A 24,728-nucleotide genomic window follows, 5' to 3' on the forward strand; every position below is an offset into this window, starting at 1 on the left:
CACTGAGGGAGGGCATGCAGGCCCCCCCTGGCCTTGCGTACAGCAGGGAGGAGAGGTTAAGGCTGGCAGGCCTGATATCAAGAGCAGGGGTGCGGTCTGCAATAGTTGCCTACCCCCCCCTGCCCACCCCCCCTCTGAGGCCGAGTTCACTGAAAGGGTCGTTGAGATGCGGCTGTTCAGGGAGGTATTCGGCCTTGGGAGGACGACCGTTCAGGACGCAGAAACGGTATTCAGGACAGGCGCGGGCATCGCGATGCACCTGCCCTTCGACCTCGGCCACCTGGACAGGGCCATGGAGGCGGTGCGCTACGCCAGGTCCACAGGGCGGCCCGTTGCCGTTGCCGTGGTCAACGTGAGTGAGTGGAGCCTGGAGAGGATAGTCGAGATTTCGAAGCGCCTGGACTCGCTTGGTGTAGACATCATACAGCTTCCGGACACACTCGGCCAGGCCACACCAGGCAGGATGAGGGAAGTGGTCTCTGCGGTTGCCTCCAGTGTCGGGGGGCCTCTGTGGAGGTGCACTGCCACAACGACAGGGGGCTTGCGGTTGCCAACACTCTGGCCGGCCTGGAGAGTGGCGCCCAGAGGGCTGACTGCACCATTATGGGCATAGGGGGGGAGAGGAACGGCATAGCGGATCTTGCAGCGGTCTCTGACTTCGCCACCAGGGCACTGGGCAGCGATGGCCTGGACATGGATGCCCTGGCAGAGGCCTACAGGTACCTTGCGTCCATACTGGTCAGCAAGGTAGGAGAGACGTTCCTCTTCGACAACCTGCCATTCTTCGGCGCAAATGCCAGAAGCACACTGCCGGCACCCACGCTGCCTTCAGTGGGGGGGTCTTCAGGCGTCGGAATTCAGCATCAACGTATATGCCGGAAGGGCAATGGTGGAGCAAATACTGGCATCGAGGGGCATCGGTGCGTCCGAGGCTGAGATAAGGGAGGTCCTGGCAAGGGTGAAGGACGAGTCTGCCAGGAGGGGGGGCGTGTGCCTGAAAGTGGATGATGTTGTAAGGATCGCGGGTGATGTCATTGGTAAGGGTCATTGAGATAGGCCACATAGTCGCCGGGCCAACAGCAGGGCTCATATTCTCTGACCTGGGCTTTGAGGTCATAAAGGTGGAGAGGCCAGGCAGGGGGGGAGACATCGCAAGGGAGCTAGAGGGTTCCAGCGCAGGCACCTTCCCGTTCTTCAACAGGAACAAGAGGAGCGTGGAGATAGACCTGAGGCAGGCATCTGGTAGGGATGAGTTCCTGGAACTGGTGAGGGGGGGCTCCGATGTGGTGATCGACAACCTTGGGCCAGGTGCCATGGATGCCCTGGGACTAGGCTACAGGAAGCTCAGGGAGGTGAACCCCCGGATCATATACCTATCGATCAAGGGTTACGGCTCGGGCCCGTACGAGGCCAGGAAGTCGCTGGACTTCCCCCATAGAGGTACACAGCGGCCTCGCGTACATGACCGGCCTGAACGGTAGGCCGCTCCGTGTGGGCGCTTCGCTCGTTGACATGGGTGCAGCACTTTTCGGTGTGATAGGAGTCCTTGCAGCCCTCATGGAGAGGGAGAGGACTGGTGAGGGAAAGTTCGTTGAATCGGCACTCTTCGAGACGGCCATGTTCTTTGTGGGGGGGCAGCACATCGCCACGTACCAGGTCACAGGAAGGGAAGTGCCACCGTTAAACGAGGTGGGATTTTCCTGGGGGGGCGTGTACGATTTCTTCAGGACATCGGACGGGGGGGTGGATGTCTTCGTGGCTGTGACCACCGACGAACAGTGGAAGGCATTCTGCAGGGAGGTAGCGCCGGAACTCGACAGGGAAGAATACAAGACAAACGCCATGAGGCACAGGCTAAGGGGGGGTGAGCTGATACCCAGGATCTCCGAGATAGTGGCATCAATGCCGTCCAGTGAACTGTCCTCAAGGCTGGCCAGGGCAAACGTCGGCTTTGCGGAGCTCAGGAGGCCCTGGGACCTGCTCGTTGACGAGCACGCGAGGTCAAAGATGGTCGAGGTGGAGTACGGGGGGGCAGGAGCATCCTTGTCCCCCGGAATACCCATAGGCGGTTCCCGGCCAGGGAGGGCACCTGCCTGGGTGAGGGCAACGGCATGATGGGTGAGGGGGGGAAGAGCAGGGCTGGAAATGTTTAATAGCAAATACACACTGATATCCTAACATGTATCTTCTGGACTTCACGGTCAGGAGCAGCTGCGGGCTATCCGCCGTTGCAACCAGGACCGATGCCTCCCTGTTCATACTGGACGTCTTCCGCATGGAGCCGTCGGTGAACTCTGTTGCGGCCCTGACGCTCTCCAGGGATCTTGGGGGGGAGATAAGGAAGGCCCTGTCCAGCGACTTCACGAAGTTCAGGATAGAGGCAGACAGAAAGGCCACCCTGATAACCGGCAGGAAAAAGGGCCACGGTGTCATGGATGCCATAATACTGGGCGGGGGGGGCACACTGGTGTTCCCGGTCATCGCCACAGGCGGAACCGAGAGGTTCAGGGTAATAGTCAGTTCCAGGGGGGGGACGCAGAAGGCATAATGTCAAGCGTTGAGAGGCTGAATGACATAGAGGCATACACGTACCAGAGGTGCAGTGCGCACGAAGCTCTCGAACTCATGACACTCAGGGGGGGCTTCACCCTTACGCCCTCGGCCTCACCGAGACGGAGTGGAGGATTATGAAGAGCGCTTACCTGCACGGATTCTACAGCTGGCCAAGGGAACTGGACGCTGACAGCATAGGCTCCATGTTCAACATATCAAAGGTGACCGCACTCTACCACCTGAGGAGGGCGGAGGGCAAGATCGTTAGGGCCATTGTGGAAAGGTTCACCTGAATACGATACTGCAAGGACATTTTCTTTTTAATTAGTTATAATGTCCAATTATATACACCCACCACCTACAACCATGGATGGAAGAGAATAAAGGGTATGAGGGGGGGAGCATTGCGGACAGACTGGAGAGATTACCCTTCAGTAAGTTCCACAGAAACTTCCTCCTGATGCTAACCAGTGGGGAGTGGGCAGAGAGCCTCATGCTTCTGGGAAACGGAGCCATACTGAGCCTCGTGGCAGCCTATTTCTCCCTGAAGGGGGTGTACTCGACCTATGCACTGCCTGTGCCTTTCTTCCTAGGTGAGTTCGTTGGCTCAATATTCTTCGGTAGGCTGGCCGATGCCAGGGGTCGTAAGGCCGTGTTCCTGTACAACCAGCTGCTCTTCGGCACCGGCATGCTCATCGCCGGCTTCATGCCTCTGTGGCAGCTTGTTGCATTGTTCGTCTTCATAGGCGGCATTGGGGGTTGGGGCGAGTTCCCGCTGGTGGACAGCTATGGCACGGAGGTGTTCAGGGGGGAAGCAGAGGGGTGCCAGGCTGGCCCTTATCTATACCATAGCCGTGACGGCAGCACCACTCATCGTTTACATCACCTCGCTCACATCACATCTGGCTACTACTCCTTCAGGATACCGCTGTGGATCATGGGCGTGGCGGGGGGGTTTGCTGTCTGGGCAGTGAGGCTAAGGCTTACGGAGTCGCGAGGTGGCTCGAGGTCCACGGGCGCTACAAGGAGGCAGACGCATAATGAGGCAGATAGAGGACAGAGTGAAGAGGGAACTGAACCTGAAGGAACTCCCTCCCCCCCTGTCATCAAAGACAAACATTGTGGAGAAGCCTTCGAGGTTTGCTGACATTTTTGCTCCAGACGTGAGGCGCACAACCCTCATGATGGCCATATTCCAGTTCTTCCAGTCAGGCATATTCTACGGCTTCGTAACCTTCGCGCCGGGCATAATATCCGTATCGTTCCCGAAGAGTGACCCACTGGGCTTTGCTTCCATAATCTTCTCCGGCTTCGTTGTTGGCAGCATATTCAACATATTCATAATAGACAGGGTCGAGAGGAAGATGGGCATAATAGCGTCTGCCATACTTGGGGGGGGCGCGTTCGGCACACTCTTCGTTATAGTCCACACCCTGCTGCAGGCAGTGGTCTTCGGCTTCCTCACGTCATTCGCCCTCTGGAACTTCAGCAACTTCCTCCACCAGTACAACGCAGAGGTGTTCCCGACCAGGGTGAGGACAACCGCGTCAGGCTTCGTCTATGCGCTGAGCAGGGTTTCCACATCGATCCTCGTCCTCCTGATCGCGGCCTTCATAAAGCCGCACGGTAACCTGGCGGTCTTCGAGTTCATATGGTTCCTCGTTGCAATTGTTGTCGCAGACCTCCTGATCCTCGGGCCCAGGACCACCAGGAAGATGGTGGAGGAGATAGCACAGTGAATTACGCATGGGAACAACAACATTTTTACAGTTGTGAAAAAGGTAAAGGAGAGGGCTGAGATGCCATGCTGTGTCACGGGCAGGTAGGGTATCCCTTCTCCTTTTCGGCGTCACGCTGACCGCCCAGGTGGCCGGGAGCCTGGCAAACACCTCCTTCTCCCCCACTGGACGCATTTTTCAAGTCGGCATACGACCTGACACAGGAGCAGGTGGGCCTTGTCCCGAGCTTCACCTTCCTGGGGGTTTCAGCGGCTGCGATTCCATCTGGCTACCTGGTGGACACTGCCGGTCCCAGGGCAACGCTGCTCTTCTCTATGTCCCTGATGACGGTGGCCATGGCCATGACAGCACTTACCAGGGGGGGATTCACCCTACTCCTGGTCTCCTACCTGCTGATAGGTCTCTCTTACGGTATGGTCACGCCCTCAACCAACAGGGCCATAATGGACGCATACTACCCTCACCACGCCAAGCTGCTGGGCCTGAAGCAGATAGGCGTGCCGATAAGCGGCTTCATAGGCGCGATTGTGTTCCCTCCGCTGGCACTGGCCCTTGGCTTCAGGATCAACTACGTTGTCATGGCGTCCCTGTGCATAGCCACAATAGTGATGCTGGCCAACTCGCATGCCATGGGGAGGAAGGGCAGGAGGGAGCCGTTCAGGAGCCTTATCCTGTCGGCCCTGAGGCACAGGGTGCTGCTGATGGTGAGCATAACCGCCATGTTCTACGCATGGGTGCAGCAGACGCTCCTTGCCTACTATGTGATATTCCTCCACGGCAGGGGGGGCCTGGCGCTCGAACTGGCAGAGCTGAGCCTTTCGGTCGTGCTTTTGGGTGCAATAGCGGGCAGATCCCTGTGGGCGGTGCTGAGCGAGAGGCTCTTCAGGGGGGGAAACAGGCGCCTTTTGCTATCGGCCATCGGTGGCCTGGCAGGCCTGGTGGTGCTCGCACTCCCGGCACTCCCGCCGGTTTTTCCCGCAGACGTGGCCTACGCCTTCCTGGCTGGTGCAACCTCTGTTTCGTGGAACGGTGCATACGTCACCTCCATTTCTGAGGTTGGTCCAAGGAATGGCGTAGGTGTGTTCAGTGGCCTGAGCCTGACCATCATAAACCTCGGTGCTGTCTTCGGGCCGCCCATGTCCGGGTACATAGTTGACAGGTTCCACTCGTTCGTGCCCATGTGGCTTGTGCTTGGGGGGGCCCTCGAGGCATCCGTCAGCCTGATCTTCTTCCTCCTCTTCATGAGGATAGGGAACACAGGGAAGGAGCCTGTCCCGGGCAGCTGAGCCGCGTTCGTAGCTGGAAGGCATCTGCTACACATATTTGGGTAATAATCCTTTAATACTATCAAAAAATATTGAAATATGGTATCCGGCAAGGTAAAGTTCGTGCAGTACGACATAACCGGCAGAACCACGATGGATGGGGCCGGTGTGAGGCTCAGGAGGATATTCGGGAGCCAGAGGACAGTTAGCATAACAGATCCCTTCCTTCTCATGGACAGCTTCGGCTCTGACAACCCGGCAGACTACATCAACGGGTTCCCCCTGGCACCCGCACAGGGGGGGCATAGAGACCGTGACTTACCAGCTTGACGGCAGGACAGATCATGAGGACAGCGTGGGCAACAAGGGCACCATATACCCGGGTGACGTGCAGTGGATGACAGCGGGCAGCGGCATATTCCACCAGGAGATGCCACACGGCCTGGAGAGGAGGAACCCGAGGTTCCAGGACTCGCTTACAGGCAACCCGGACAGCGTCACTGGCTTCCAGCTCTGGATAAACATACCTGCAGACGAGAAGATGAAGAAGCCAGTTTACAGGGGGGGAGTGACGAAGAAGGAGATACCTGTCGTTAAGGACGATTACGGCTCAACGGTGAGGGTCATAGCCGGGAAGTACCTCGACGCTGAAGGCACCCTCCAGCTGAACAGGAGGATAGACCCCCCCAAGTACTTTGACGTTTCGATGCAGAAGGAGAGCAGGTTTGTTAACTATATAGGCGAGGGTTACACAACAATCGTGTTCTTGATCTCCGGAAAGGCCTACACCGAGGTCGATGCAGAGCTCGTGCCTGGGCATGCATATATACTGTCCAGGGAAAACGACATGGTCAGCATAGAGACGGATGAGGAGCCGGTGAGGTTCATCATGATAGCGGGAAGGCCCCCCCTGAACGAGGAGATCGCCTGGTACGGGCCAATAGTAATGAACACGCAGGAGCAGATAGAGGAGGCACTCCTGGACCTGCAGAGGGGGGGGACATTCGTCAGGGACAGGGAGCCTGTGTTCCTGTGAATTTCCCGTCTTTGTAATTTTTAATTACTTAATTGCATATACTCACGCATGCCATCCGGCACACTGCGGCCCATAGAGGACATAGTGGAGGAGTGCGGTATAGGCAGGGAGCACTTCGAGCCATACGGCAGGTACATGGGCAAGGTCGACCACAGGTACAGGGGGGAAGGAAGAGGGGGGGAAGGCTCATTCTGGTCACAGGCATCAACCCACCCCCCCGGCCGGCGAGGGAAAGACAACGACGACCATAGGCCTCACACAGGCCCTGAGGCGCCTGGGCAAGGACGCGGCGTGCGCCATAAGGGAACCGTCCCTTGGCCCGTGCTTCGGCGTCAAGGGCGGTGCACTGGCGGGGGGGGCAGGTCCATGGTTGAGCCCAGCGACAGGATAAACCTCCTCTTCACCGGGGGGGACTTTCCGGCAGTGAGCGCTGCACACAACCTCCTCTCTGCACTGATAAACAACCACATGTACCACGGGAACCCACTGGGCATGGAGCCCAAGGGCATAATGTTCCCAAGGACAGTGGACATGAACGACAGGTCTCTGAGGAGCATAATAGTGGGCGTCGGGGGGGAAAGGGCAAGCGGGGGGGTCATGGCGCCGGACAGGTTCGTGATAACGCCAGCCTCCGAGGTCATGGCGATACTCGGCCTCTCCACTTCCATAGGGGGGGAGCTGAAGGAGAGGCTGGGCAGGATTGTGGTCTATGCAAGGGGGGGGAAGAAGGTGGTGAGGGCCAGTGACCTGAGGGCAGGGTGCCATGGCCGCACTCCTCAGGGACGCCATGGACCCGAACATCGTCCAGACCACGGAGGGCGCACCGGCATTCGTGCACACCGGGCCCTTCGGGAACATCGCCCACGGCACGTCAAGCATAACCGCTGACCTGATAGGGCTGAGCGCATTCGACTACCTTGTCACAGAGGCAGGCTTCGGCTCAGAGCTCGGTGGCGAGAAGTTCTTCGACATAGTCCAGGCGCAGGGGGGGAAGTTCTCCGTCAACGCAGTCGTTATTGTAGCGACCATAAGGGCGCTGAAGCACCATGGCTCGGGTAGCATTGAGAAGGAGGACGTGGACGCTGTTGTCAGGGGCTCAGATAACCTCCTGAGGCATGTGGAGATAGTGAGGTCATTCGGCATAGACCCGGTGGTGGCAATCAACCTCTTCCCCCCACTGACACAGAGAGGGAGCTGAAGGCCCTGGAGGAGATACTCGACAGCCACTCCGTGAGGCACGCCCGGTCCGATGTCTACGCAAAGGGTGGCGAAGGGGGGGCATTGCACTGGCACAGGAGGTGCTGAGGTCGGTGGGAGACTACACCATTAGGAGGGCCTATGACAGGAACATGGACCCGAGGGAGAAGATAGAGGCAATAGCCACAAAGGTCTACGGAGCTGGCAGAGTGACGTTCACAGAGAGGGCCCTCTCAGACCTGAGGCTGGTGGAGAGCACAGGCATGTCAGATGCGTACGTGTGCATGGCAAAGACGCAGTACTCGCTCAGCGATAACCCAGCGCTTCTGAACGCTCCAAGGGGATTCGAGGTCAGGATCTCGAGCATCTCGCTCTCCGCAGGGGCAGGATTCATAGTGCCCATGCTCGGAGACATAATGACGATGCCAGGCCTGCCAAAGGTGCCAGCATCCGAGGGCATAGATGTGGATGAGCAGGGAAACATAACCGGCCTCTCATAGAGAGAGGCGTTCCCTCACCCCCCCCTCAGCCTCCTCACCGAGAGTATCGCTGCGGCCACCGACAGGTTGATGGCCATTATTATGCCCCCCCAGAAGGTGTGGTGGTGGCCACCTATTGACTGTAGCATCTCGCTGCCCATGAGGGGTGCCAATGGGGGGGAAATGAAGCCATTGAAGAACTGCAGTGTGCCGAAATAAGCACCCCCCCTCCTCTCAGGGGGTGCCATCCTCGATACCAGGGAGTTCATGACAGGTGAGATCGTGTTCTCCCCCCCAAGGGTCAGGAACACGGTGTTCCCTATGAGAAAGAAGATGTTGCCCGACACAGAGTAGAGGAAGAAGGCCACGCCGTATATAACGGAGCCGAGGCCTATCCTCAACACCTCATCGATCCTGCGGAGGAGCCTGTTCATGGGCAGCTGCAGCACTGCAACCGCTACTCCGTTCGATGCGTATATGGCGCCTATCATCAGGTTGCTTATCCCGTACTGGCTGCTCAGGAAGAGGGTGAGCGTTGTCCCCCCCCACTGCCCTGCACCGAACCAGGAGAGGGATACGAGCAACACCACGAGTATGAAGACCCTGTCATCCCATGGGAAGTGGAAAACCGCCCCCCCCTCCACGCCCCCCCGGCCCTGGTGTCCTGCCTCACTATGGCCCAATAGAGGAGCGTTTCGCAGATTGCAGCGATGGCAGGCATGGCGAATATGATGTGGTAACCCAGAGCACTGAGAGCGCCCCCCCCAGCACTGGGCCTGCGGAAAACCCTACGTTGGCGGAAATCCTTGTAAGGCTGAAGGCAGTGATCCTCTGGTCCAGTTCCGTGGCGTGGGTGACCACCACGCTGTCCGCAGTGGCCTGCACGGTTGCCAGGGGGGGGAAAGAGGATATGAAGGCAGCGTAGAGGTATATGCTCCTTGCTTCGCTGTAGACGAGGAACGACATGGAGAAGAAGACTATGGAGAGGAGAGGTGACACTGTCAGCAGGATCTTCCTGCTCCCCAGCCTGTCTATGAGGTTGCCGCCCAGCAGGGCGAAAGGGAAGGCCGCCATCGACGCCACTGTGAATATTAGGCCTATGAAGCCGTAGGGGATGTGCCTCACACGTTCCAGGTAGAGGGGCATGAATATCCAGGCAGCTGACCTGGTGAACGTCCTCATGAACTCGGCTGCTATTACAGCGGCCACCGGCCTGATGGCGACGACAGAATTCAACGAACCGGACGGCCGCATAACCGGAACCTTCCCCCCCTTTATTCGGTAGCAGGGCACATTCAGCACCTGGCATCCAACACCTGAATGCCCACGGTGTGGGGTGCACAGGCCCTGCCCTGATACCGGGCAGAATGTGGGGGGGGCTGTATAAAATGTTTCCACAGGGATCCGCACAAGAGAAGATACCCATCCCTGGGGGGTGGTGTCAAAAGTTTAAAAGAGTTTTTTACAAACACTTAATTGAATTATTGTCACACCCTAAGGGTGCCAGACGTACTTCTCATAGGATCGGTGATTGTAAGGAAGAACGGCGTGAGCTCCAGGTCACTGTGCCCGTGAACGCCAGGAAGGTGCTGGGCCTGGAGAGTGGCGACATCCTGGGCTTCTTCTGGGACGGCGAGAGGATCGTCCTAAGAAAGGTCTCCTGAGGCGCCTCGGATGCACCGTGTAGGTCGCCGGTAAGGCCACCTACGGCCATGGCAGGCTGCCTGCCCATGGTTCGGAGAAAGAGCATCCGGGTCTCATTCCCCGTGGGGGGGGAATACTGAAAGTGCCTGGTGCCAAAAATTTAAAAATGCATGCAGGCATCACACTTGCCTGACAATGAATATCACGGTTGTGGGTGCTGGCACAATAGGTGAGGCCATATCTGTGGCGCTGAAAAACAGGGGGGGCTACGATGTGACCGCCACAAGGAGGAACGTATCGAAGATAGAGACGCTGGCTGGGCTCGGCATCCGTGTCTCTTCGAAGAGCGAGGAGGCAATACTGGATGCGGACGTGGTTATCCTCTCGCTCAAGCCATACGACGTCCTTGCGTTCGTGAAGAGGAACGCCAGAGTGCTAGCGGAGAGGACGACAATATCAATGGCAGCTGCGCTCCCCCCCATCTCTGCAATGGCCCGCTACACCGGGGACGGGAGGCTGATGAGGGCCATGACCAACATAGCGGCCAGGGTCGGCGGTGGCTTCACGGTATTCTGTGCCCCCCCAGGCATGCAGGAGCGGGAGAAGCGGGAGTGCAGGAAGATACTGGAGTGCTTCGGTGAGGTCATGGAGGTGGAGGAGAAGTACATGGACGCGCTCACTGCCATAAGCGGGAGCGGGCCTGCATACATCCTCACCGTGATGGAGGCCATGATGTATGCTGGCCTCAAGGTTGGCCTGCCCAGGGACCTTGCCCTTAAAGCGTCCTATGAGACAATCCTGGGCTCTGCGAAGCTTGTGAGTGAGAGCGGGAACCACCCATCTGTTCTCAAAGACCTGGTCGTGACGCCCGGTGGCGTGACGATAGACGCGATCTACGAACTCGAGGACTCAGGCATAAGGACTGCGTTCATGAGGGCAATAGAGAGTGCCACCATTAAGTCCAGGAAGATCTCAGAGGAGATCGCTTCCAGGGACCCATGATCCTAGGACTTCCTTGGCTTCCTCGCTTCTGTCCACCGGAGCCCTCAGTGCTCCTGGCGCCACCCCCCCTTCCCGTGGCCCTGGTGGACGCCTTCCTGGTGCCTGCCACGGTTCTCTTCCTCCTCTGCCCGGGTTTCTCAGGGCTGCCCTGCCTGAGGACTGACATGGCTTCCTCTATGCTCGACGCCCCCCCTGATATAGACCTGGCAAGCTGCTCCTCGCCTATGTAGTAGAGCCAATTCACAAAGTGGCCCTGCTGCAGGTGCCAGAGCACACAGGCCGGATCGAACCTCGATATCCTCTCCATCTCATCCGCCAGTTCCCTGGGGTTCCGGGCCATCCCCCCCTTCACGCAGTGGTAGTAGGACCGAAAGTAGAATGGTTCCCTCTCCATGCGGATCGGATGAAAGTTACAGCAAAATGGGATAAAAATATGAGGTTCTGAGCCCCCCCTGCACTATGGCGATCACATGAGGGTGAACTTGTAGCCATAGTGGATTATGCCGCTTTCGCCCTCCTGTGAGATGCGCCTGAAGACTGACCTGACCCTGGAACCTATCTGGACATCGCCTGGGTCACAGTCCACTATCTGCGGTGAGGCATGGCCCCCTCGTCCAGCCTGATCACGGCCAGTATGTAAGGCTTCTGCCTCTGGAAGGCGGGCGGCGCCTCATGCACCACCGTGAACGAGACTATCTCGCCGTCCCCGGATAGCTCGAGAGGTTCCATCTTGCCTATAGATTCCCTGTGGCACACCGGGCACACGTCCCTGGGCGGGAAGTAGGTCCTCCCACAGTTTCCACACCTGCGCCCCCGTGAGCCTGTACCTGTGCTCGCTCTCCCTCCATATCCTAGAAACCTGTCCCATGCTCACTCACCCACCAGGTGCACGATGGATGTCGTGCCTGTTCCTGCCATGCTGTGCAGCATGCAGAGATCCGCTCCCTTGACCTGCCTCTGCCCGGCCTTGCCCTTGAGCTGCAGGTAAGCCTCCACGAACTGGCCAACGCCCGTGGCTCCCAGGGGGGGTTTCCCTTGGCCTTCAGGCCCCCCCTGAGGGGTTCACCGGGAGGGGGGTCTGAGATGCCGATGCCCTGCTCCACGAGTTCCCTTGCCTTTCCTGGCTGGGCGAATCCCCAGCTCCTCTAGCAGCAGGATACCGTATATCGAATAGGAATCATGCAGCTCCACGAAGGAGATGTCCTTCAGGCTCCTCCCGGAGCGCCTGAGTGCATCCCTGGCAGCCAGCTTTGCGGATTCAATGGAGTAAACGCTCTTCCTGCTGTGTACAGCCAGGTAGTCCTGCGATATGCCTGACGACACTATCCTGATGCCGTCCAGCCTGTTCCTCTTCACGTATGACTCAGAGGCAAGCACTATTGCGGAGGCCCCCCCATCGCTCATGGGGCTGCAGTCCATAAGGTTCAGGGGGCTCCGCTATGGGCGTTGATGACATGGCCTGCTCAAGGGTTATCCTGTTCCTGAAGTGTGCGTTCGGTTCATGGAGCCGTTTAGGTGGTCATTCACAGATATCAGAGAGAGTGTTTCCTTTGGCACATTGAAGTCATGCATGTATCTCCTGGCGGATATGGCAGCCATTGCCGCTGGAGTGGCACCGAAAAAGGCCTCCCATTCCCTGTCGAGTATGGACGAGGTTATGTCAACCACTTCGTTACCGTAGATATCTGTCATCTTCTCCACGCCGCCAACCATGACCAGGTCGTACTCCCCCGATTTTATGGCCAGGTATGCTTCCCGCACAGCAGCGGCACCCGATGCAGTTGAGGCCTCGACCCTCACGGACGGTATGTGGTTCTCCGCTATGCCCGCATAGTCAGATATCAGGCACCGATGTTCTCCTGGCCGCTTATGGAGCCCGCAAGGCTGTTGCTCCCGTAGAGGATCTGTATGTCCTTGGCAGTGATGCCGGCCTCCTCCACAGCCTTTAAGCCGGCCTCGGTAGCCAGTTCCCTCAATGACCTGTCCCAGAGCTCACCATACTTTGTCTCGCTTGCACCTATGATGTAGACATCACTCAATGCCGTCACCCACCACTATTTTCTTCTTGAACTTCGCATACATCGCGTAGTCCAGCCACTTCACCTTGCTCAGCTGTTCCTTTATGGTTGGTGCCGCATGCCTCTCCATCTCCTCTATCCTGTCGGTCACCGTTATGTCGAATGCGTCGGAACCAGCACCTGAGCCGAAAGAAACCGCAAGGATCCTGTCACCTGGCTTCGCTATGTCGAGGATCGCTGAGAGGCCGGTCATCATGGAGCCGGAATACGTGTTACCGATCACCGGCGTGAGCAGCCCCCCCTCCCTGAACTGCGACTCCTCAAAGCCCAGCATCTTCGCGGCCCTCGTCGGGAACTTCCCGTTCGGCTGGTGGAACACCACATAGTTGTAGTCCTTGGGCGTTGTGTTAGCTTCTCCATCATCATCTTCGCCGCAGATGTGAGATGCCTGAAGTAGGCCGGCTCTCCCGTGAAACGCTCGCCGTGGCTGGGGTACGGCTGCCCCCCCTCCCTCCTCCAGAAGTCCGGGGTATCAGAAGTAACAGAGACTGTGTCGTTTATCTCTGCTATTACGTCCTTCTTGCCGAGTATGAAAGCGGTGCCACCGGCGGATGCTGTGTACTCAAGGACGTCTCCTGGGGCACCCTGTGACGTGTCTGCTCCGATGGCCATTCCGTACTCAATGAAGCCGGAGTCGACCATCGCCTTCACGTTCTGCATACCCGCAGTGCCTGCCTTGCAGGCAAACTCATAGTCCGCCGAGAAGAGCCTGAAGTCCGCGCCGATGGCTGCTGCCACAATCGTTGCCGTCGGCTTTACCGCGTACGGATGGGATTCAGAGCCCACGTATATTGCTCCGATCCGCTTAGGTCTATCCTCTTTCTCCTCAGTGCGTTCCTCGCGGCCTCCACCGCAATGGTGGCCACGTCCTCGTCTGGTGCAGGTACGGACTTGCTCAGAATATATATGCCATTCTTGATGGATTCTGCGTCCTCACCCCCCCACACCCTTGCTATTTCCTCAGGCTTTATCCTGTACCTGGGAATGTAGGATCCATAAGTTACTATACCGGACATCCAGCGTAGTTGAAAGCTATTCTATATATAATTATTCACGAAATGAAAATCGTCAATTGCCTATGTGGATCGGAGTATGTCGTCCAGGGCCTCACTGAGCCCCCCCGGGAACCTGAAGGTGAAGCCCTCCTCATTGAGCCTCTTCGGCACCACCCTCTTCCCGTTGGGGGAGCATTTCGGCTGCCCTGCCGAACCTGCGCCGTAGTATAAACATTGGAGCTGGTATCCTGGCCTTCCCGCCCAGCTTTGATGCCAGTAGGTCTGTGAACTCCCTGAACCTGACTATCCCTGGTGCCGAGAGGTTGTAGGGTCCCTTCGAAGCTTCCCTCTCCATTAGGAAGCGTATGGCCTCCACTTCATCGGTGATGTGTATCCATGGGAACACTGGTTGCCCGGCCTCACATAGCCTCCCAGGCCCCTCCTGAAGAGCGGGAGGAGGACTGCCATGGGGGGGCCAGCGTCAGCCATCAGGATGGGGGGGCACGTCCTCAGCAGGACCACACGCCTGCCGGTGTCGGCAGCCCTCATGGCCTCTGCTTCCCATCTCGATACCAGGTCTCCCCCCCAGAAGTCGCTCCCTGCCGGGGGCGTCCTCCGTCACCGGCTGGTCATCCCATCCATCGGCACCGTAGTACCCCCCCGATGCAGACGCATTTACGAGGACATCTGGAGGATCCTTGCACGCCTTCATGGCATCAACTATTGCTTGGTGCTCAGCACGCGGCTCCTGACCACTTCTTCTTCGTAGCCTGCCTTCCAGGGTGCAAAGATCTGGGCACCGGCTAGGTTCACAACAGCGTAGGCCCCCCCGTCCAGGGCATCTATAGGCACCTTGCCACTGTATGGGTCCCACTGCCTGTACTGCACTGAGGTGCCACCAACCTCCCTGGAGGTGCCCCCCCTTGTGAGGATCACCACCCTGTGGCCGGACTCGGCAAGTGACCTCACGAGATTCCTGCCAATTGCGCCTGTACCGCCTGCCACGACGACGGGATCTCCCATATATGAACATTATGCACCCCATGGATATAAAGGAGTGTAAAACTGCGTTTTACTTTGAGGCGGGACCATTCATGCCAGGGCCATGTTTTCCACGTCTGCACCGACGAGAGAGGCGTGCGGGCCTGCCTCCTATAAATATATATACAGAAATATTATGTATCGGCGAGGGTAAACATGGCGGACGAGCTTAGTCCAAATGCCAAGAAGGTTTATGAGGCCATAAAGAAGCTGGGGGGGCAACCTCGGAAGACAAGCTGAAGTCTGCAGATGACATAATGAAGGCTGCAGGTGTTGGAAAGGCCATTGTCACAAGCTCCCTGCAGGAGCTACAGAGCAAGGGCCTGGTCAAGAGGGTGGCCAGGCAGAAGAGTGCTGGCTACTACGCCTTAAAGTAGGCACGCCCCCCCACGTGTGGCAGCTGCCAGAAGTTCAATTTTTTAACACCTGACATTAATTAATACCTACATATATTTATGCGTGCAAAGGTTATTAAAATGCGACACATGTATCAAGAGGAGAGTAGCCGATGACCACCCTCATAGTGAACATAGACAGGGACAACGACTTTGGAGAGAAGGCTGGTATAAAAGGGCCGGTCGTTGGGTACTCCGAGTGCTACAATGCTGCAGTAAAGCTCATCACCACAGACCCTGAGGATTCAGATGCAAATGCCCTCTTCGGCGCAATAAAGCACTATGAGGAGCTCCGGGAGAGGGGGGGAGAGGACGTTGAGATATGCCTTATAACGGGAGACCAGGACGTGGGCGAGACCTCTGACACGGAGCTGGGAAGGCAGATAGATGACGTCCTGTCCAGGGGGGGAAACTATGATGACATGATCCTTGTATCAGACGGAGCAGAGGACGACTACATAGTGCCTGTCCTGGTCTCTAGGAGAAAGATAAGGTATGTGAAGCATATTATCGTGAGGCACAACCAGAACATAGAATCCCTGTATTACTACATAGTAAAGGCGCTTAAGGACAAGAAAGTGGTGAACAAGTTCATAATACCCCTGGGCATAGTTTTCCTGACCTACGGTGTGGTCTCTCTTGCCTTTATACTGTACGAACTGGTCAGCGCGAGGATAACAACCATAGACCCGAGCATAGGTGCCATAACCTTCGTTACCATAGTCCTTGGAGGGTACCTTCTTGAGAGGGGGGGCTTCGAGGTCGGGGGGGCAAAGGTCAACGGCCTGTTCCACTCGGTTTACAGGTACGCACAGGAGACCAGGGTGCTCTTCCTATCGTACGTTGTGGCCTCGATGCTTATCCTGGTGGGAATAGCATCCAGTTATGTCATAACAAGGGACACAACGAAGAGCCCGGTGGACGCGATCCTGGTTTTCCTCTCAATGTTCACCTGGTGGCTTTACGGTGCCTTCTTCACAAGGGAGGTTGGCTCGGCAATTGAGATGGCTGTTTACAAGAAGCCCATAACCCACAGCGTGTGGTACGGCCTGCTCTTCTCCCTCTCCATAGCGTTCATCGTGTATGGTATGATGAACTACATCAGGTACATCCTCGGGTTCATAACCCTCAGGGTAGCCATCGCCAGTGTCTTCTTCCTGATACTCGGCCTCGTGATAGCGATGTTCTCCTCCATGATCAACAGGTACTATTCAGAGGCCAGGGAATCAAGGGGGGGTGAGGAGAGGGAGCAGGGTGCGAAGATATCCAACGACATGACCAACAAGTAAGCATGGACTGGAATTCATGGTCCCGTTACTACATGGCGATAACTGGGGGGGAGCTTGGCATTGACCCTGCAATGGATCTCGTGTCGTCGCTGCGCCTTTCGGACATAATAGGTGAGAGGGGGGGCTGCCTGAGGCTATCGGACCATCGCCTGTCCGGCCTCAGGGGGGGCGGTGATGTCTATGTAATAGGAAACGGGCCTGGCCTGGCTGAGTTACTACACTCTGTGGGAGAAGGCAAGGTATTCGTTGCCGATTCTGCCATAGGCACATTCCACTCCATCATGGGGGGGTGCCCAGATTTCATAGTGACAGACCTTGACGGTGACACTGACGGAATAATGGAGTGCGCCAGGAAGGGTTCAATCGTCTTCGTCCATGCCCACGGGGATAATGTGGAGAAGGTGGAAAGGCTGGCGCCATTCCTCTTCCCGGGCGCTGTGGGCACCACGCAGAACAGGCCTGTTGGATTCGTCCACAACTTTTACGGTTTCACGGACGGCGACAGGGCAGCATTCATAGCCGCCGCTTTCGGCGCAAGGAGGATTACACTTGTGGGCTTTGACTTCGAGCACCCGGTGCACAAGGGTAACCCGGAGAGGAAGAAGGCGAAGCTGAAGTGGGCTAGGGCCCTCCTCTCAGCCTCGCCCAGGAGCGGGGGGCGGAGAACTTATCGAAGGCGATTTCATTGACATCTAGGCAGGCCAGTTCACCCCCCTCATGGGGGCCATCTGGAACGGCACAGCATGCGCCAGCGAAGCAGTGAATCGGGGGGGCCTGAAAACTCACCGGCGAACACAATATCCAGCCACATCTACCCTCACACCCCCCCATTTCAGCAACGAGGTCAGGTGAGGAAATGCCCACACAGTGATGGCAATTAGCCAGACTGGACGGCTACTTGCTCACGAGATAGTCACCGCTGAGTGCAACCGTCACGGGCACAGAATCTAGGGAGAGGGCTACCTCTATGTCCATCCGGCCACCCATCATGGCAAGCTCCTGGAGCCCCCCCTGCCCCCCCTCCTGACCATCTCAGCGTAGCGCCCGAAGTCAGGGTCTCCCCCCCCTCCAGCTTCTCCCTGATGAACTCGCCGAATATCCTGTCCTCATCAGCCTCCCCCCCGTCTGGCCTGTTGGACAGGGTTATGAAGACCCTATCGCCACCGCTCACTGCGTCAACAGTCTTGCTGAAGTTCACAAATGACCCCCCCAGGAAGACCCTTCCCCCCCTGTTGCGTATCCTCTCCAGGACCTTTGTGCCGTTGGTGGAGGTGAAAATGACCTCCCGCCCCTGCAAGTCCGCGCCCATGAGCTCTGATGGGGGGGAGTTGTTGTAATCGAAGCCAGGTACCTTCAGGCCGAACCTCTCGCCCACGAGCACCCTCTTCGGATCCTCCCTCTTCATCGCCCTGGCCACAGAAACGCTGCCAGTCGGTATCACCCTGGTTGCTCCCCCCCTGTGCAGGATTATCGGGATTGAGGTCGTCGACCTGAATATGTCAACGAGCACCCTCGTTCCCTCCTCGAAGTCCTTCTGGTTCCTGCCGTCCTCTATGACAACTTCCATCCGCTTCTCTATGGATTCTGTGGATAAAATATGTGACCTTCCCGGGAACCGCCATGCCTTTGTGAAAGGTAAATATAGAATCGTGCCATATTCCCCCCCGAAAGGTGTTACGATTCATGGCACAGACGGTCAAGACCATGGTTGAGGGCGGCAAGGCCACTACAGGGCCACCCCCCCTGGGCCCAGCCCTTGGCCCCCCCTGGGGGGGCTTAACCTTGGCCAGCTGGTCAAGGAGATCAACGAGAAGACCAAAGACTTTCAGGGCATGCAGGTGCCGGTCACCGTCATTGTGACGGATCCTGCATCGAAGAAGTACGAGATACAGATAGGCATACCGCCCACATCGGCCCTTCTCAAGAAGGAACTCAAGATAGAGAAGGGCGCATCGAAAAGGAAGGAGGCCATAGCCGCGAACGCCTCCCTCGAACAGATAAAGAAGGTTGCCAAGATGAAGCTGGGCTCTACTATGTCCTATGACCTCAGGGCCGCTGTGCTTGAGGTCCTAGGAACCTGCGTTTCAATGGGTATAAATGTTGATGGAAAGGACCCGAAGGAGGTACAAAGGCTTATTAAGTCAGGCGAAATCGAGATATAGTCCTGTAGGAGAGGGCATCTCGGTCACTACAGGGGTGTTGTGAATGGCTGACAGCGTCTCAAAGTTTGTCGCAGAAGCGAAGAAGCAGTCGAAGGAGAGGAAGTTCCTGGAGAGCCTTGAACTTGCCATAAACCTCAAGGACGTGGACCTCTCCGATCCCAAGAACAGGATCAATGATGAGCTTGTTCTGCCCAACGGCAGGGGAAAGGAGACCAAAATAGCAGTCATAGGAAGCGAGGAACTCAAGGCCAAGGCGAGGGGGGTCCGCAGACCTCATATTCGGCCCAGAAGACCTCTCCAAGTTCGCGGAGAACAAGAAGGAGTTCAAGAAGGTAGCAAACGAGGTTGACTTCTTCATAGCGGAGTCCACCCTCATGGCGAACATAGGCAGGACCCTGGGCCCTGTGCTTGGCCCCAGGGGGGGCAAGATCCCGAAGCCCATACCGCCAGGGCAGGACCCTGCGCCTATGATATCTGCACTCAGGAAGACCGTGAGGATAAGGACAAGGGACAGGAGGACCTTCCACGTGCCGTGGGGGGGACGAAGAGCATGAAGGACGAAGAAATAGGAGAGAACGTGACTGCAGTCATAAAGAGGGTTGCAAGCAAGCTCGAGAAGGGCATGTCGAACATTGAATCTGTGTACATCAAGACGACCATGGGTAAGGCTGTGAAGATAGATGTGGAGGCGATCAAATGAGGAAACCGGCCCAGTGGAAGGTTGAGCTTGTTGACCAGGTCGCGAAGGAGATCAGCAGCTCCAACGTAACAGCCATAGTGAGCATAAAGGGGGGGCTCAGGAACAAGCAGTTCCAGGACATAAGGAAGAGCCTGAGGGGAGAAGTCAAGATCAGGGTGATGAGGGGCACACTGATAAAGAAGGCGCTTGAAAAAGCACAGAAGAAGGACATAAAGGGTCTGGAACAGTTCGTCTCTGGCCAGGTGGCAGTGGTGACCGGAAACATAGGGGGGGCACCCGTTCTCTACAGGAGGCTGGAGGGGGGGACCAAGCAGAGGCACCTGCCAGGGGGGGAGGGGGGGAGATAGCGGACCATGACATAGTGGTAGAGGCCAAGGAGACATCGTTCCCGCCAGGCCCCATGATAAGTGAGTTCCAGAAGGTGGGCCTCCAGACTGCGATAGAGAAGGGCAAGATAGTCATAAAGAAGGAAGCAGTCCTAGTGAAGAAGGGAGAGGTCATAACGCCAGAGAAGGCGAAGGTGCTCGAGAGGCTGGAGATCTTTCCCCTCATAGTGGGCCTCGATGTCCTGGGTGCCTACGAAGACGGGATCATATTCACAAAGGAATCACTGTCCATAACGCCCGAGCAGGTGGCGGCTGATGTGGCCACGGCCTTTGCCAGGGCCAAGGCGCTGGCCCTCAGGGCGACGTTCATGGTGCCTGAGGTGGTGCCAGAGCTCCTTGCCAAGGCAAAGCTGGAGGCGGACGCCTGGCCCTAGCGGCTGGCTTCCTGACCGAGAGCAACGTGCAATTATTTATACTCAAAGCTATTAGGGAAGCAAACGCGCTCAACGCAGCCCTGCAGGGCGGCAGTGAGTCTCCAGCGGCCGAAGAGGCCAGGGAGAGGAGAAGAAGGAAGAGGAGAAGAGCGGTGAAGAGGATGCGTCTGCGGGGGCTGAGTGCCCTGTTTGGATGAAGGAGGTTGAAAGGAATGGAGTATGTGTATGGTGCCCTGCTGTTACACGCAGCGGGCCAGGAGATAGACGAGGAGAAGCTGAAGAAGGTGCTCACAGAGGCCGGGGGGGTGCAGGCCGACGAGGCCAGGCTGAAGGCGCTGGTCTCGAGCCTGAAGGAGATAAACATCGAAGAGGTGCTGAAGAACGCTGCAGCCGCGCCGGTGGCGGCGGCCCCCAGCTGCTCCTCAGGCTGAGAAGAAGGAGGAAAAGAAGAAGGAGGAGAAGAAAGAGGAGGAGGAAAAGGCCGCATCTGAGGAAGATGCAATGGCTGGCCTCAGCTCGCTCTTCGGATGATCTTGGATGGATTTTTACCAGTTTTTCTGGGGGGGATATTTAAATATATCCTACCAGCAACCCTATTTGTCCTCTCCGTCGTGTTCTTCATACCTGTACTCATTATCATATCTGTCATATGGGCCATGGGCTCCATATTGATAACGCTCCTGACCATGGAATCCGATAGCGGTGGCAGGAGAGGCAACACCTCCACGTGAACTGGAGAGTGGAAATCTATACCGGGCATTTTTTGAAAATTCCCGTAACTGGACTGGGGCAGGAGGCACCGCTCTGAAGGGGGTATCCCGTGTGGCAGGGGTGGCCTACCCTAAGCCTCACGTTGCGAAGCCCAGTTCCCTGAGCTTTTCGAGCACCTCGGCCGGGTGGTCTTTTGGCGACACCTTCCCATAGACATATGCTACCTTCCCGTCCGGGCCTATGATGTAGGTTATGCGCTTTGCAGAGCGGTCGCCCAGGACGCCATAGGCGCTCACTATCCTCTTCTCCGGGTCCGGCACGAGTGGAAAGTTAAGGCCGAACTTTTCCCTGAACTTCCTGTGAGACTCCTCGCTGTCAACGCTTATTCCTATGACCTTAACTCCCCCCCTGCTCTCATACGCCTGCATGCTGTCCCTGAAGCCGCAGGCTTCCGTTGTGCAGCCCGGTGTGTTGTCCTTGGGGTAGAAGTAAACGACCACGGGCCTGCCCCCCCTGAGGTCGGAGAGCCTCTTCCTCTTTCCGTCCGTATCGGTGAACTCAAAGTCAGGTGCCTGTGCACCAACCTGGAGTAGTTCCATGAATGAATAACAGGAGCATGCTTATAACGCTTTCATCATTCCCTCTGGTACGATTTGAAGATGCTGTCGCCTACGTGGTGGATCACCCTGGCGGCGAGGCCAACCTTGTTTGCCATGATCTCCTGGCCGTCACGCTCGGCTATGCCCACAGCCACGTAGGTACCCTTCCCGTCCCTGATGTAGACCACATCACCCTTCCTTATGGCGGTGTCCATGGACACGATCCCCCCCTGTGCGAAGAGGTTCGCACCGGATGATATCCTTGGCACTGCACCGTCGTCCACCTCTATCCATGACCTCTGCGGCCTGCTCCTGTTTATGAGGTGCAGTGTCGGCACCTCTATGCCTGAGGAGAAGAGCACCGGCATGCCGGAGATGAAGTAGACCTTCACTCCCCTGCCTTCCTCCACCTCTGTTGGGCCGTCGGAGAGTTGCAGGCCTAATTCCCTTATCTTCTGCGATACCATACGCGCCTCTTTCTTTGAAACGAAGTGCCTGGACACTAGCCTATCACCGCCCTTATGTCCCTGAGAGCAGAAATGTCGTTGCCCTCAATCAAGGCCCTGAGGCTCTTCTCAAGGATCCTGGCAAGGGCCGCCTCATGCTCCGAGAACTTCCACTCACCCGCAGACACCGCACCGGTGAAATAGAGGAATGAGAGAGATATGACGCGCCTCATCTCGGAGTACCCCCCCATGTTCCTGAGTGCGAAATCCGCAGCCCTCTCCTTCCCGAACAGCCTGTACTCCACAATTATATCGGCTAAAAACCTGCTATCCTCTGACCAGGGTTCGAAGGGTAATCCGGCCCCCCTTCCTCATCACATACTCCCTTGCTGCTGCTATCATCTCCACGGGGGGCTGTCCCTTCGAGAACTTTCCCGCGTCCTCTCCCAGGCCAGGCACTGTATCAGCCAGTATTTCCCTGGAGAACTGGGGGGGCCACAGGGCCTCAAGCACCTTCCTGCCGGTGTCCGCCTGCATACCCCCCCTGCCGTACTTCCTCATGTACTTGATCAGGACCTCAGCGGGCACGTCCACCGGGTCCAGGCTCTTCAGGAATGCTTCGGGGGGGTCACTGTACACCTTCATCCTGGAGACGTAGAAGCCACTCCTTACAGCGCTCTCCACCTTTGAATCGTATACCTTCCTCACCACCGCCCTGTCATCCGCCTGGCCCGCCAGGTAAGAAAGGAGGTGCTGCTGCACGTCCACCTGCACTTCATCCAGGAACTCGGGCATGAATGAGAACGCCCCCCCTGCCTCGCCCACGAGTATGTGCTTCATGAGTGCAGCCCCGGACCTCCAGGACGAATCCTCCCTTATCCTCAGTACAGGCTTGCCCAGGAAGCCGACCAATACCGAAAGGCCGGAGGTGCCAACCTCGACAATGCCATCAGACACCCCTGTGGCTATACCCTCGTCCCTGAGCGCGTCCTGGAAGAACTCAGGCGGTGGCGGTGTGGACTTGCACGAAGCCAGGTAGTAGTTGCTTGAGGAATACACCTTAACACCCCTCGTCTTAGAGAGGGAGGTGAAGGCCAGCATCCTCCATACCACGTCCCTGCCGTTCTGGATACCAGCGAGCACCGGGGGGGTCTGTCCCCCCCGCCCCTCTGTATGTACTCGACGCTCCCGTACTGCGTCTTCAGCATGGCAGTGAGCCTTGCACCACCGCTCTCCACAGCCCGCGCACTCTCGGCCAGCCCTGAGAGGAACTGGTCAGCAGACCTTGAGAACCTGAGCAGGTCGCCGGGTGAATCGACTGCCCTCAGCTTCTTCCTGTAGCCTTCAAATGGGCAGAAGAGACCCGGGTCAAGGCACTGGGGCACGAGTACCCCCCCGGGTCTGCGAGGATTTCCTGCACCTGCGTGATGAACTTCCTCTCATCCTCCTCAGACCTGGCCTTGAGCCTCAACTGGACGCACCGTTCACTTCTTTTCGAGCATCCTTATTGCCTCTGCCCTCACGGTGACAGGTATAGGCACCATGGACTCGATCAGCTGCACCGTGACCTCCTCCTTGGCAGTGTCAATGGACATGATCTTGGCCTTTTCTCCCTTGAACGGCCCGTCTATCAACTCGACGAATGCTCCAAGCTCGAGGCCCGATACAGCAGGCTTCGGCGTGAGGTAGTGCAGTATCTCCTCTGCCTTATCTCTCCCTCCACCATGCCCTTGTAGTTCTTTATTCCCCCCCTGGCAAGGTAGAATACACGGTCAGGGTGCATGGTCTCCACAAAGACGTATCCCTTGACCTCCGGGGAGAACATGATGGATATGACCTCGCTGGTTGCAAGTGGGTTGGTTGCCGCCCTGTCCTCGTAGTCCCTTATGGCCCTGTTCTCCAGGTCTATGGCCACAGAAAGCTCCGAGCCGAGTGTTGTCTTCATCGCCACTATGACTGGCTTCAGGTTTATCCTTGCCTCCCTGCTGAAGGAGTGTATGCCATCATCCGAGGATACCGAGAGTGAGATAGTTGACGAATCCCCTATGTAGCCACCCCCCGTGGGGGGGTGGAGACTTTGACCGCGATCTCCTTCTGCCTGTTCCCATCAACATCGAACTGCTCGCTTATCTTCCGGTTGTCCCTTGGTGAGAGTGAATAGTTATCGCCCTTACTAAGGTCGGTTGATACCAACCACTCCATCTGGCTGTCCTTCTGCTCAAAGGACATTGAAAGTGAGAGGGTGAAGCTCCTCTTCTTTCCCTGTATGTTCCTGACAGTTATCGGAATGCTGAGCTCCTTTCCGCATCCCATCTCATATTCGTCCTTAAGATCCACTTCGATCCACTGATACCTTGATGTGTTCTCGACCATCTTGATCACCTATGGTATGGGGAAGTAGACAGTCATCAGGAGGTATATGAAGAAACCCAGGAGGCCAAGGAGTATGATGCCTGCACCGGTGATGAGCACCACCTTGATGTATTCATCCCTGTCGGGCTTCTTGGCCATTCTGAGTATCCTTGAGTATTTTCCCTTGCCTATCCCCCCCCGATGCGCCTCTCGATGCGCTCCTGTATTTCCTCCACACGATCATCCAACGACATCAATACCACTTAGAGCAGACCAGAAGAACAG

General features: G+C 57.1%; 30 protein-coding genes and 11 pseudogenes. 23 read left to right on the plus strand and 18 right to left on the minus strand.

Translation table 11 applies throughout. The features are described 5' to 3' along the window. The first annotated feature begins 166 nt into the window (after nt 1–166). The 12 genes and pseudogenes from JCM13583_RS08500 to JCM13583_RS08550 all read left to right on the plus strand — a co-directional run bounded on the left by JCM13583_RS08500 (nt 167) and on the right by JCM13583_RS08550 (nt 8,290). Nucleotides 167–613, plus strand: a complete 447-nt coding sequence (locus tag JCM13583_RS08500) for a hypothetical protein (protein ID WP_075057367.1) — start codon at nt 167–169, stop codon at nt 611–613. Beyond that, nucleotides 511–936 (plus strand): hypothetical protein, encoded by a 426-nt coding sequence (locus JCM13583_RS12915; protein WP_162509671.1) that lies wholly within the window; start codon nt 511–513, stop codon nt 934–936. Before JCM13583_RS08500 ends, JCM13583_RS12915 begins: the two co-directional genes overlap by 103 nt. Then, the gene (locus JCM13583_RS14100; RefSeq protein ID WP_171823539.1) at nt 887–1,051 is read left to right on the plus strand and encodes a hypothetical protein; all 165 of its coding nucleotides are present in this window, start codon (nt 887–889) and stop codon (nt 1,049–1,051) included. Before JCM13583_RS12915 ends, JCM13583_RS14100 begins: the two co-directional genes overlap by 50 nt. Continuing rightward, nucleotides 1,035–1,481 carry a CoA transferase gene (locus tag JCM13583_RS08510; protein ID WP_075057368.1) on the plus strand — a complete coding sequence of 149 codons (447 nt, stop codon included), beginning with the start codon at nt 1,035–1,037 and terminating at the stop codon, nt 1,479–1,481. Before JCM13583_RS14100 ends, JCM13583_RS08510 begins: the two co-directional genes overlap by 17 nt. Continuing rightward, a complete protein-coding gene (locus JCM13583_RS08515) occupies nt 1,462–2,115 on the plus strand; it encodes a CoA transferase (RefSeq protein ID WP_075057369.1) in 654 nt (217 codons plus the stop codon). The genes JCM13583_RS08510 and JCM13583_RS08515 overlap by 20 nt, the downstream gene beginning before the upstream one ends. Nucleotides 2,116–2,179: 64 nt before the next feature. Continuing rightward, nucleotides 2,180–2,548: a hypothetical protein gene (locus tag JCM13583_RS08520; RefSeq protein ID WP_075057370.1), complete on the plus strand. Its 369-nt coding sequence runs from the start codon at nt 2,180–2,182 to the stop codon at nt 2,546–2,548. Next, entirely contained in the window at nt 2,548–2,691 is a 144-nt protein-coding gene (locus JCM13583_RS14105; RefSeq protein WP_171823540.1) for a hypothetical protein, read from the plus strand. The genes JCM13583_RS08520 and JCM13583_RS14105 overlap by 1 nt, the downstream gene beginning before the upstream one ends. Beyond that, nucleotides 2,688–2,846, plus strand: coding sequence for a helix-turn-helix domain-containing protein (locus tag JCM13583_RS08525; RefSeq protein ID WP_162509673.1), 159 nt, complete (start codon nt 2,688–2,690; stop codon nt 2,844–2,846). Before JCM13583_RS14105 ends, JCM13583_RS08525 begins: the two co-directional genes overlap by 4 nt. 77 nt (nt 2,847–2,923) lie before the next feature. Further along, nucleotides 2,924–4,292, plus strand: a pseudogene (locus JCM13583_RS12920) (MFS transporter). A gap of 209 nt (nt 4,293–4,501) precedes the next feature. Further along, a complete protein-coding gene (locus JCM13583_RS08540; RefSeq protein WP_075057373.1) occupies nt 4,502–5,578 on the plus strand; it encodes an MFS transporter in 1,077 nt (358 codons plus the stop codon). Nucleotides 5,579–5,656: 78 nt separating this feature from the next. Beyond that, nucleotides 5,657–6,593: pseudogene (locus tag JCM13583_RS08545) on the plus strand (pirin family protein). Between the two features lie 63 nt (nt 6,594–6,656). Beyond that, a pseudogene (locus JCM13583_RS08550) lies at nt 6,657–8,290 on the plus strand (formate--tetrahydrofolate ligase). A 14-nt stretch (nt 8,291–8,304) separates the two neighbouring features. Here JCM13583_RS08550 and JCM13583_RS08555 read toward each other — a convergent pair. After that, nucleotides 8,305–8,913 (minus strand): MFS transporter, encoded by a 609-nt coding sequence (locus tag JCM13583_RS08555; protein ID WP_075057374.1) that lies wholly within the window; start codon nt 8,911–8,913, stop codon nt 8,305–8,307. A gap of 28 nt (nt 8,914–8,941) precedes the next feature. Then, a complete protein-coding gene (locus tag JCM13583_RS08560) occupies nt 8,942–9,505 on the minus strand; it encodes an MFS transporter (RefSeq protein WP_171823541.1) in 564 nt (187 codons plus the stop codon). A gap of 248 nt (nt 9,506–9,753) precedes the next feature. Here JCM13583_RS08560 and JCM13583_RS12925 point away from each other — a divergent pair, with 248 nt between their 5' ends. Together JCM13583_RS12925 and proC are read left to right on the plus strand one after the other, a co-directional pair. Then, nucleotides 9,754–9,933, plus strand: coding sequence for an AbrB/MazE/SpoVT family DNA-binding domain-containing protein (locus JCM13583_RS12925; RefSeq protein ID WP_162509677.1), 180 nt, complete (start codon nt 9,754–9,756; stop codon nt 9,931–9,933). A gap of 175 nt (nt 9,934–10,108) precedes the next feature. Next, nucleotides 10,109–10,915, plus strand: a complete 807-nt coding sequence (gene proC, locus JCM13583_RS08565; protein WP_075057376.1) for a pyrroline-5-carboxylate reductase — start codon at nt 10,109–10,111, stop codon at nt 10,913–10,915. Here proC and JCM13583_RS08570 read toward each other — a convergent pair. The 8 genes and pseudogenes from JCM13583_RS08570 to JCM13583_RS12945 form a co-directional block, all read right to left on the minus strand. Then, complete coding sequence (locus JCM13583_RS08570; RefSeq protein WP_075057377.1) at nt 10,869–11,309, minus strand: hypothetical protein; 441 nt, start codon at nt 11,307–11,309, stop codon at nt 10,869–10,871. The genes proC and JCM13583_RS08570 overlap by 47 nt on opposite strands. A 72-nt stretch (nt 11,310–11,381) precedes the next feature. Beyond that, a pseudogene (locus JCM13583_RS08575) lies at nt 11,382–11,783 on the minus strand (Zn-ribbon domain-containing OB-fold protein). A gap of 2 nt (nt 11,784–11,785) precedes the next feature. After that, nucleotides 11,786–12,963 (minus strand): annotated as a pseudogene (locus tag JCM13583_RS08580) (thiolase domain-containing protein). Beyond that, nucleotides 12,947–14,009 (minus strand): annotated as a pseudogene (locus tag JCM13583_RS08585) (hydroxymethylglutaryl-CoA synthase). The pseudogenes JCM13583_RS08580 and JCM13583_RS08585 overlap by 17 nt, the downstream one beginning before the upstream one ends. 60 nt (nt 14,010–14,069) lie before the next feature. Then, nucleotides 14,070–14,162, minus strand: coding sequence for a DUF1731 domain-containing protein (locus JCM13583_RS12930; protein WP_162509678.1), 93 nt, complete (start codon nt 14,160–14,162; stop codon nt 14,070–14,072). Continuing rightward, nucleotides 14,140–14,343, minus strand: a complete 204-nt coding sequence (locus JCM13583_RS12935; RefSeq protein ID WP_162509679.1) for a hypothetical protein — start codon at nt 14,341–14,343, stop codon at nt 14,140–14,142. The genes JCM13583_RS12930 and JCM13583_RS12935 overlap by 23 nt, the downstream gene beginning before the upstream one ends. Further along, nucleotides 14,343–14,537 carry a hypothetical protein gene (locus JCM13583_RS12940; protein WP_162509680.1) on the minus strand — a complete coding sequence of 65 codons (195 nt, stop codon included), beginning with the start codon at nt 14,535–14,537 and terminating at the stop codon, nt 14,343–14,345. Before JCM13583_RS12940 ends, JCM13583_RS12935 begins: the two co-directional genes overlap by 1 nt. Before the next feature lie 171 nt (nt 14,538–14,708). Next, nucleotides 14,709–15,011, minus strand: a complete 303-nt coding sequence (locus tag JCM13583_RS12945; RefSeq protein WP_162509681.1) for an NAD-dependent epimerase/dehydratase family protein — start codon at nt 15,009–15,011, stop codon at nt 14,709–14,711. Between the two features lie 174 nt (nt 15,012–15,185). On the opposite strand from JCM13583_RS12945, the pseudogene JCM13583_RS08595 reads away from it, so the two are divergent. From JCM13583_RS08595 to JCM13583_RS08605, 3 genes and pseudogenes are all read left to right on the plus strand, one after another. Beyond that, nucleotides 15,186–15,406, plus strand: a pseudogene (locus JCM13583_RS08595) (GntR family transcriptional regulator). 131 nt (nt 15,407–15,537) lie between these two features. After that, nucleotides 15,538–16,713 (plus strand): DUF373 family protein, encoded by a 1,176-nt coding sequence (locus tag JCM13583_RS08600; protein ID WP_075057378.1) that lies wholly within the window; start codon nt 15,538–15,540, stop codon nt 16,711–16,713. Between the two features lie 2 nt (nt 16,714–16,715). After that, the gene (locus tag JCM13583_RS08605) at nt 16,716–17,402 is read left to right on the plus strand and encodes a DUF115 domain-containing protein (protein WP_075057379.1); all 687 of its coding nucleotides are present in this window, start codon (nt 16,716–16,718) and stop codon (nt 17,400–17,402) included. Between the two features lie 224 nt (nt 17,403–17,626). Here JCM13583_RS08605 and JCM13583_RS08610 read toward each other — a convergent pair whose 3' ends face one another. Then, nucleotides 17,627–18,280 (minus strand): 2-phosphosulfolactate phosphatase, encoded by a 654-nt coding sequence (locus JCM13583_RS08610; protein ID WP_075057380.1) that lies wholly within the window; start codon nt 18,278–18,280, stop codon nt 17,627–17,629. Nucleotides 18,281–18,396: 116 nt separating this feature from the next. On the opposite strand from JCM13583_RS08610, the pseudogene JCM13583_RS08615 reads away from it, so the two are divergent. The 5 genes and pseudogenes from JCM13583_RS08615 to rpl12p all read left to right on the plus strand — a co-directional run bounded on the left by JCM13583_RS08615 (nt 18,397) and on the right by rpl12p (nt 20,866). Beyond that, nucleotides 18,397–18,875 (plus strand): annotated as a pseudogene (locus JCM13583_RS08615) (50S ribosomal protein L11). Nucleotides 18,876–18,918: 43 nt separating this feature from the next. Next, nucleotides 18,919–19,575, plus strand: a pseudogene (locus JCM13583_RS08620) (50S ribosomal protein L1). Then, on the plus strand, nt 19,572–19,922 hold the full coding sequence (gene rplJ / locus JCM13583_RS08625) for a 50S ribosomal protein L10 (RefSeq protein WP_075057381.1): 351 nt from the start codon (nt 19,572–19,574) through the stop codon (nt 19,920–19,922). The pseudogene JCM13583_RS08620 and the gene rplJ overlap by 4 nt, the downstream one beginning before the upstream one ends. Nucleotides 19,923–19,936: 14 nt before the next feature. After that, entirely contained in the window at nt 19,937–20,335 is a 399-nt protein-coding gene (locus JCM13583_RS08630) for a hypothetical protein (protein WP_075057382.1), read from the plus strand. 212 nt (nt 20,336–20,547) lie between these two features. Then, nucleotides 20,548–20,866: pseudogene (gene rpl12p, locus JCM13583_RS08635) on the plus strand (50S ribosomal protein P1). Nucleotides 20,867–21,183: 317 nt separating this feature from the next. On the opposite strand, the gene JCM13583_RS08640 reads toward rpl12p, so the two are convergent. From JCM13583_RS08640 to JCM13583_RS08655, 4 genes are read right to left on the minus strand one after another with little or no spacing between them, the layout of a single operon-like run. Beyond that, the gene (locus tag JCM13583_RS08640; protein ID WP_075057383.1) at nt 21,184–21,645 is read right to left on the minus strand and encodes a peroxiredoxin; all 462 of its coding nucleotides are present in this window, start codon (nt 21,643–21,645) and stop codon (nt 21,184–21,186) included. A 35-nt stretch (nt 21,646–21,680) separates the two neighbouring features. After that, nucleotides 21,681–22,148 (minus strand): DUF1947 domain-containing protein, encoded by a 468-nt coding sequence (locus JCM13583_RS08645; RefSeq protein ID WP_162509682.1) that lies wholly within the window; start codon nt 22,146–22,148, stop codon nt 21,681–21,683. After that, a complete protein-coding gene (locus JCM13583_RS08650) occupies nt 22,148–22,396 on the minus strand; it encodes a hypothetical protein (protein WP_075057384.1) in 249 nt (82 codons plus the stop codon). Before JCM13583_RS08650 ends, JCM13583_RS08645 begins: the two co-directional genes overlap by 1 nt. Nucleotides 22,397–22,418: 22 nt before the next feature. Next, nucleotides 22,419–23,234 carry a hypothetical protein gene (locus JCM13583_RS08655; RefSeq protein ID WP_075057385.1) on the minus strand — a complete coding sequence of 272 codons (816 nt, stop codon included), beginning with the start codon at nt 23,232–23,234 and terminating at the stop codon, nt 22,419–22,421. Between the two features lie 30 nt (nt 23,235–23,264). Here JCM13583_RS08655 and JCM13583_RS14110 point away from each other — a divergent pair, with 30 nt between their 5' ends. Next, entirely contained in the window at nt 23,265–23,432 is a 168-nt protein-coding gene (locus JCM13583_RS14110) for a hypothetical protein (RefSeq protein ID WP_171823542.1), read from the plus strand. 143 nt (nt 23,433–23,575) lie between these two features. Here the strand turns inward: JCM13583_RS14110 and JCM13583_RS12950 are convergent, their stop codons facing one another. The 3 genes and pseudogenes from JCM13583_RS12950 to JCM13583_RS08665 form a co-directional block, all read right to left on the minus strand. Further along, a complete protein-coding gene (locus JCM13583_RS12950) occupies nt 23,576–23,857 on the minus strand; it encodes a transcription elongation factor Spt5 (protein WP_162509683.1) in 282 nt (93 codons plus the stop codon). Between the two features lie 277 nt (nt 23,858–24,134). After that, nucleotides 24,135–24,464: a hypothetical protein gene (locus JCM13583_RS12960; RefSeq protein WP_162509685.1), complete on the minus strand. Its 330-nt coding sequence runs from the start codon at nt 24,462–24,464 to the stop codon at nt 24,135–24,137. Between the two features lie 9 nt (nt 24,465–24,473). Then, nucleotides 24,474–24,697: pseudogene (locus JCM13583_RS08665) on the minus strand (protein translocase SEC61 complex subunit gamma). Nucleotides 24,698–24,728 lie beyond the last annotated feature (31 nt).

The sequence above is a fragment of the Thermogymnomonas acidicola JCM 13583 genome (assembly GCF_001316105.1).
GTDB classification, from domain to species: domain Archaea; phylum Thermoplasmatota; class Thermoplasmata; order Thermoplasmatales; family Thermoplasmataceae; genus Thermogymnomonas; species Thermogymnomonas acidicola.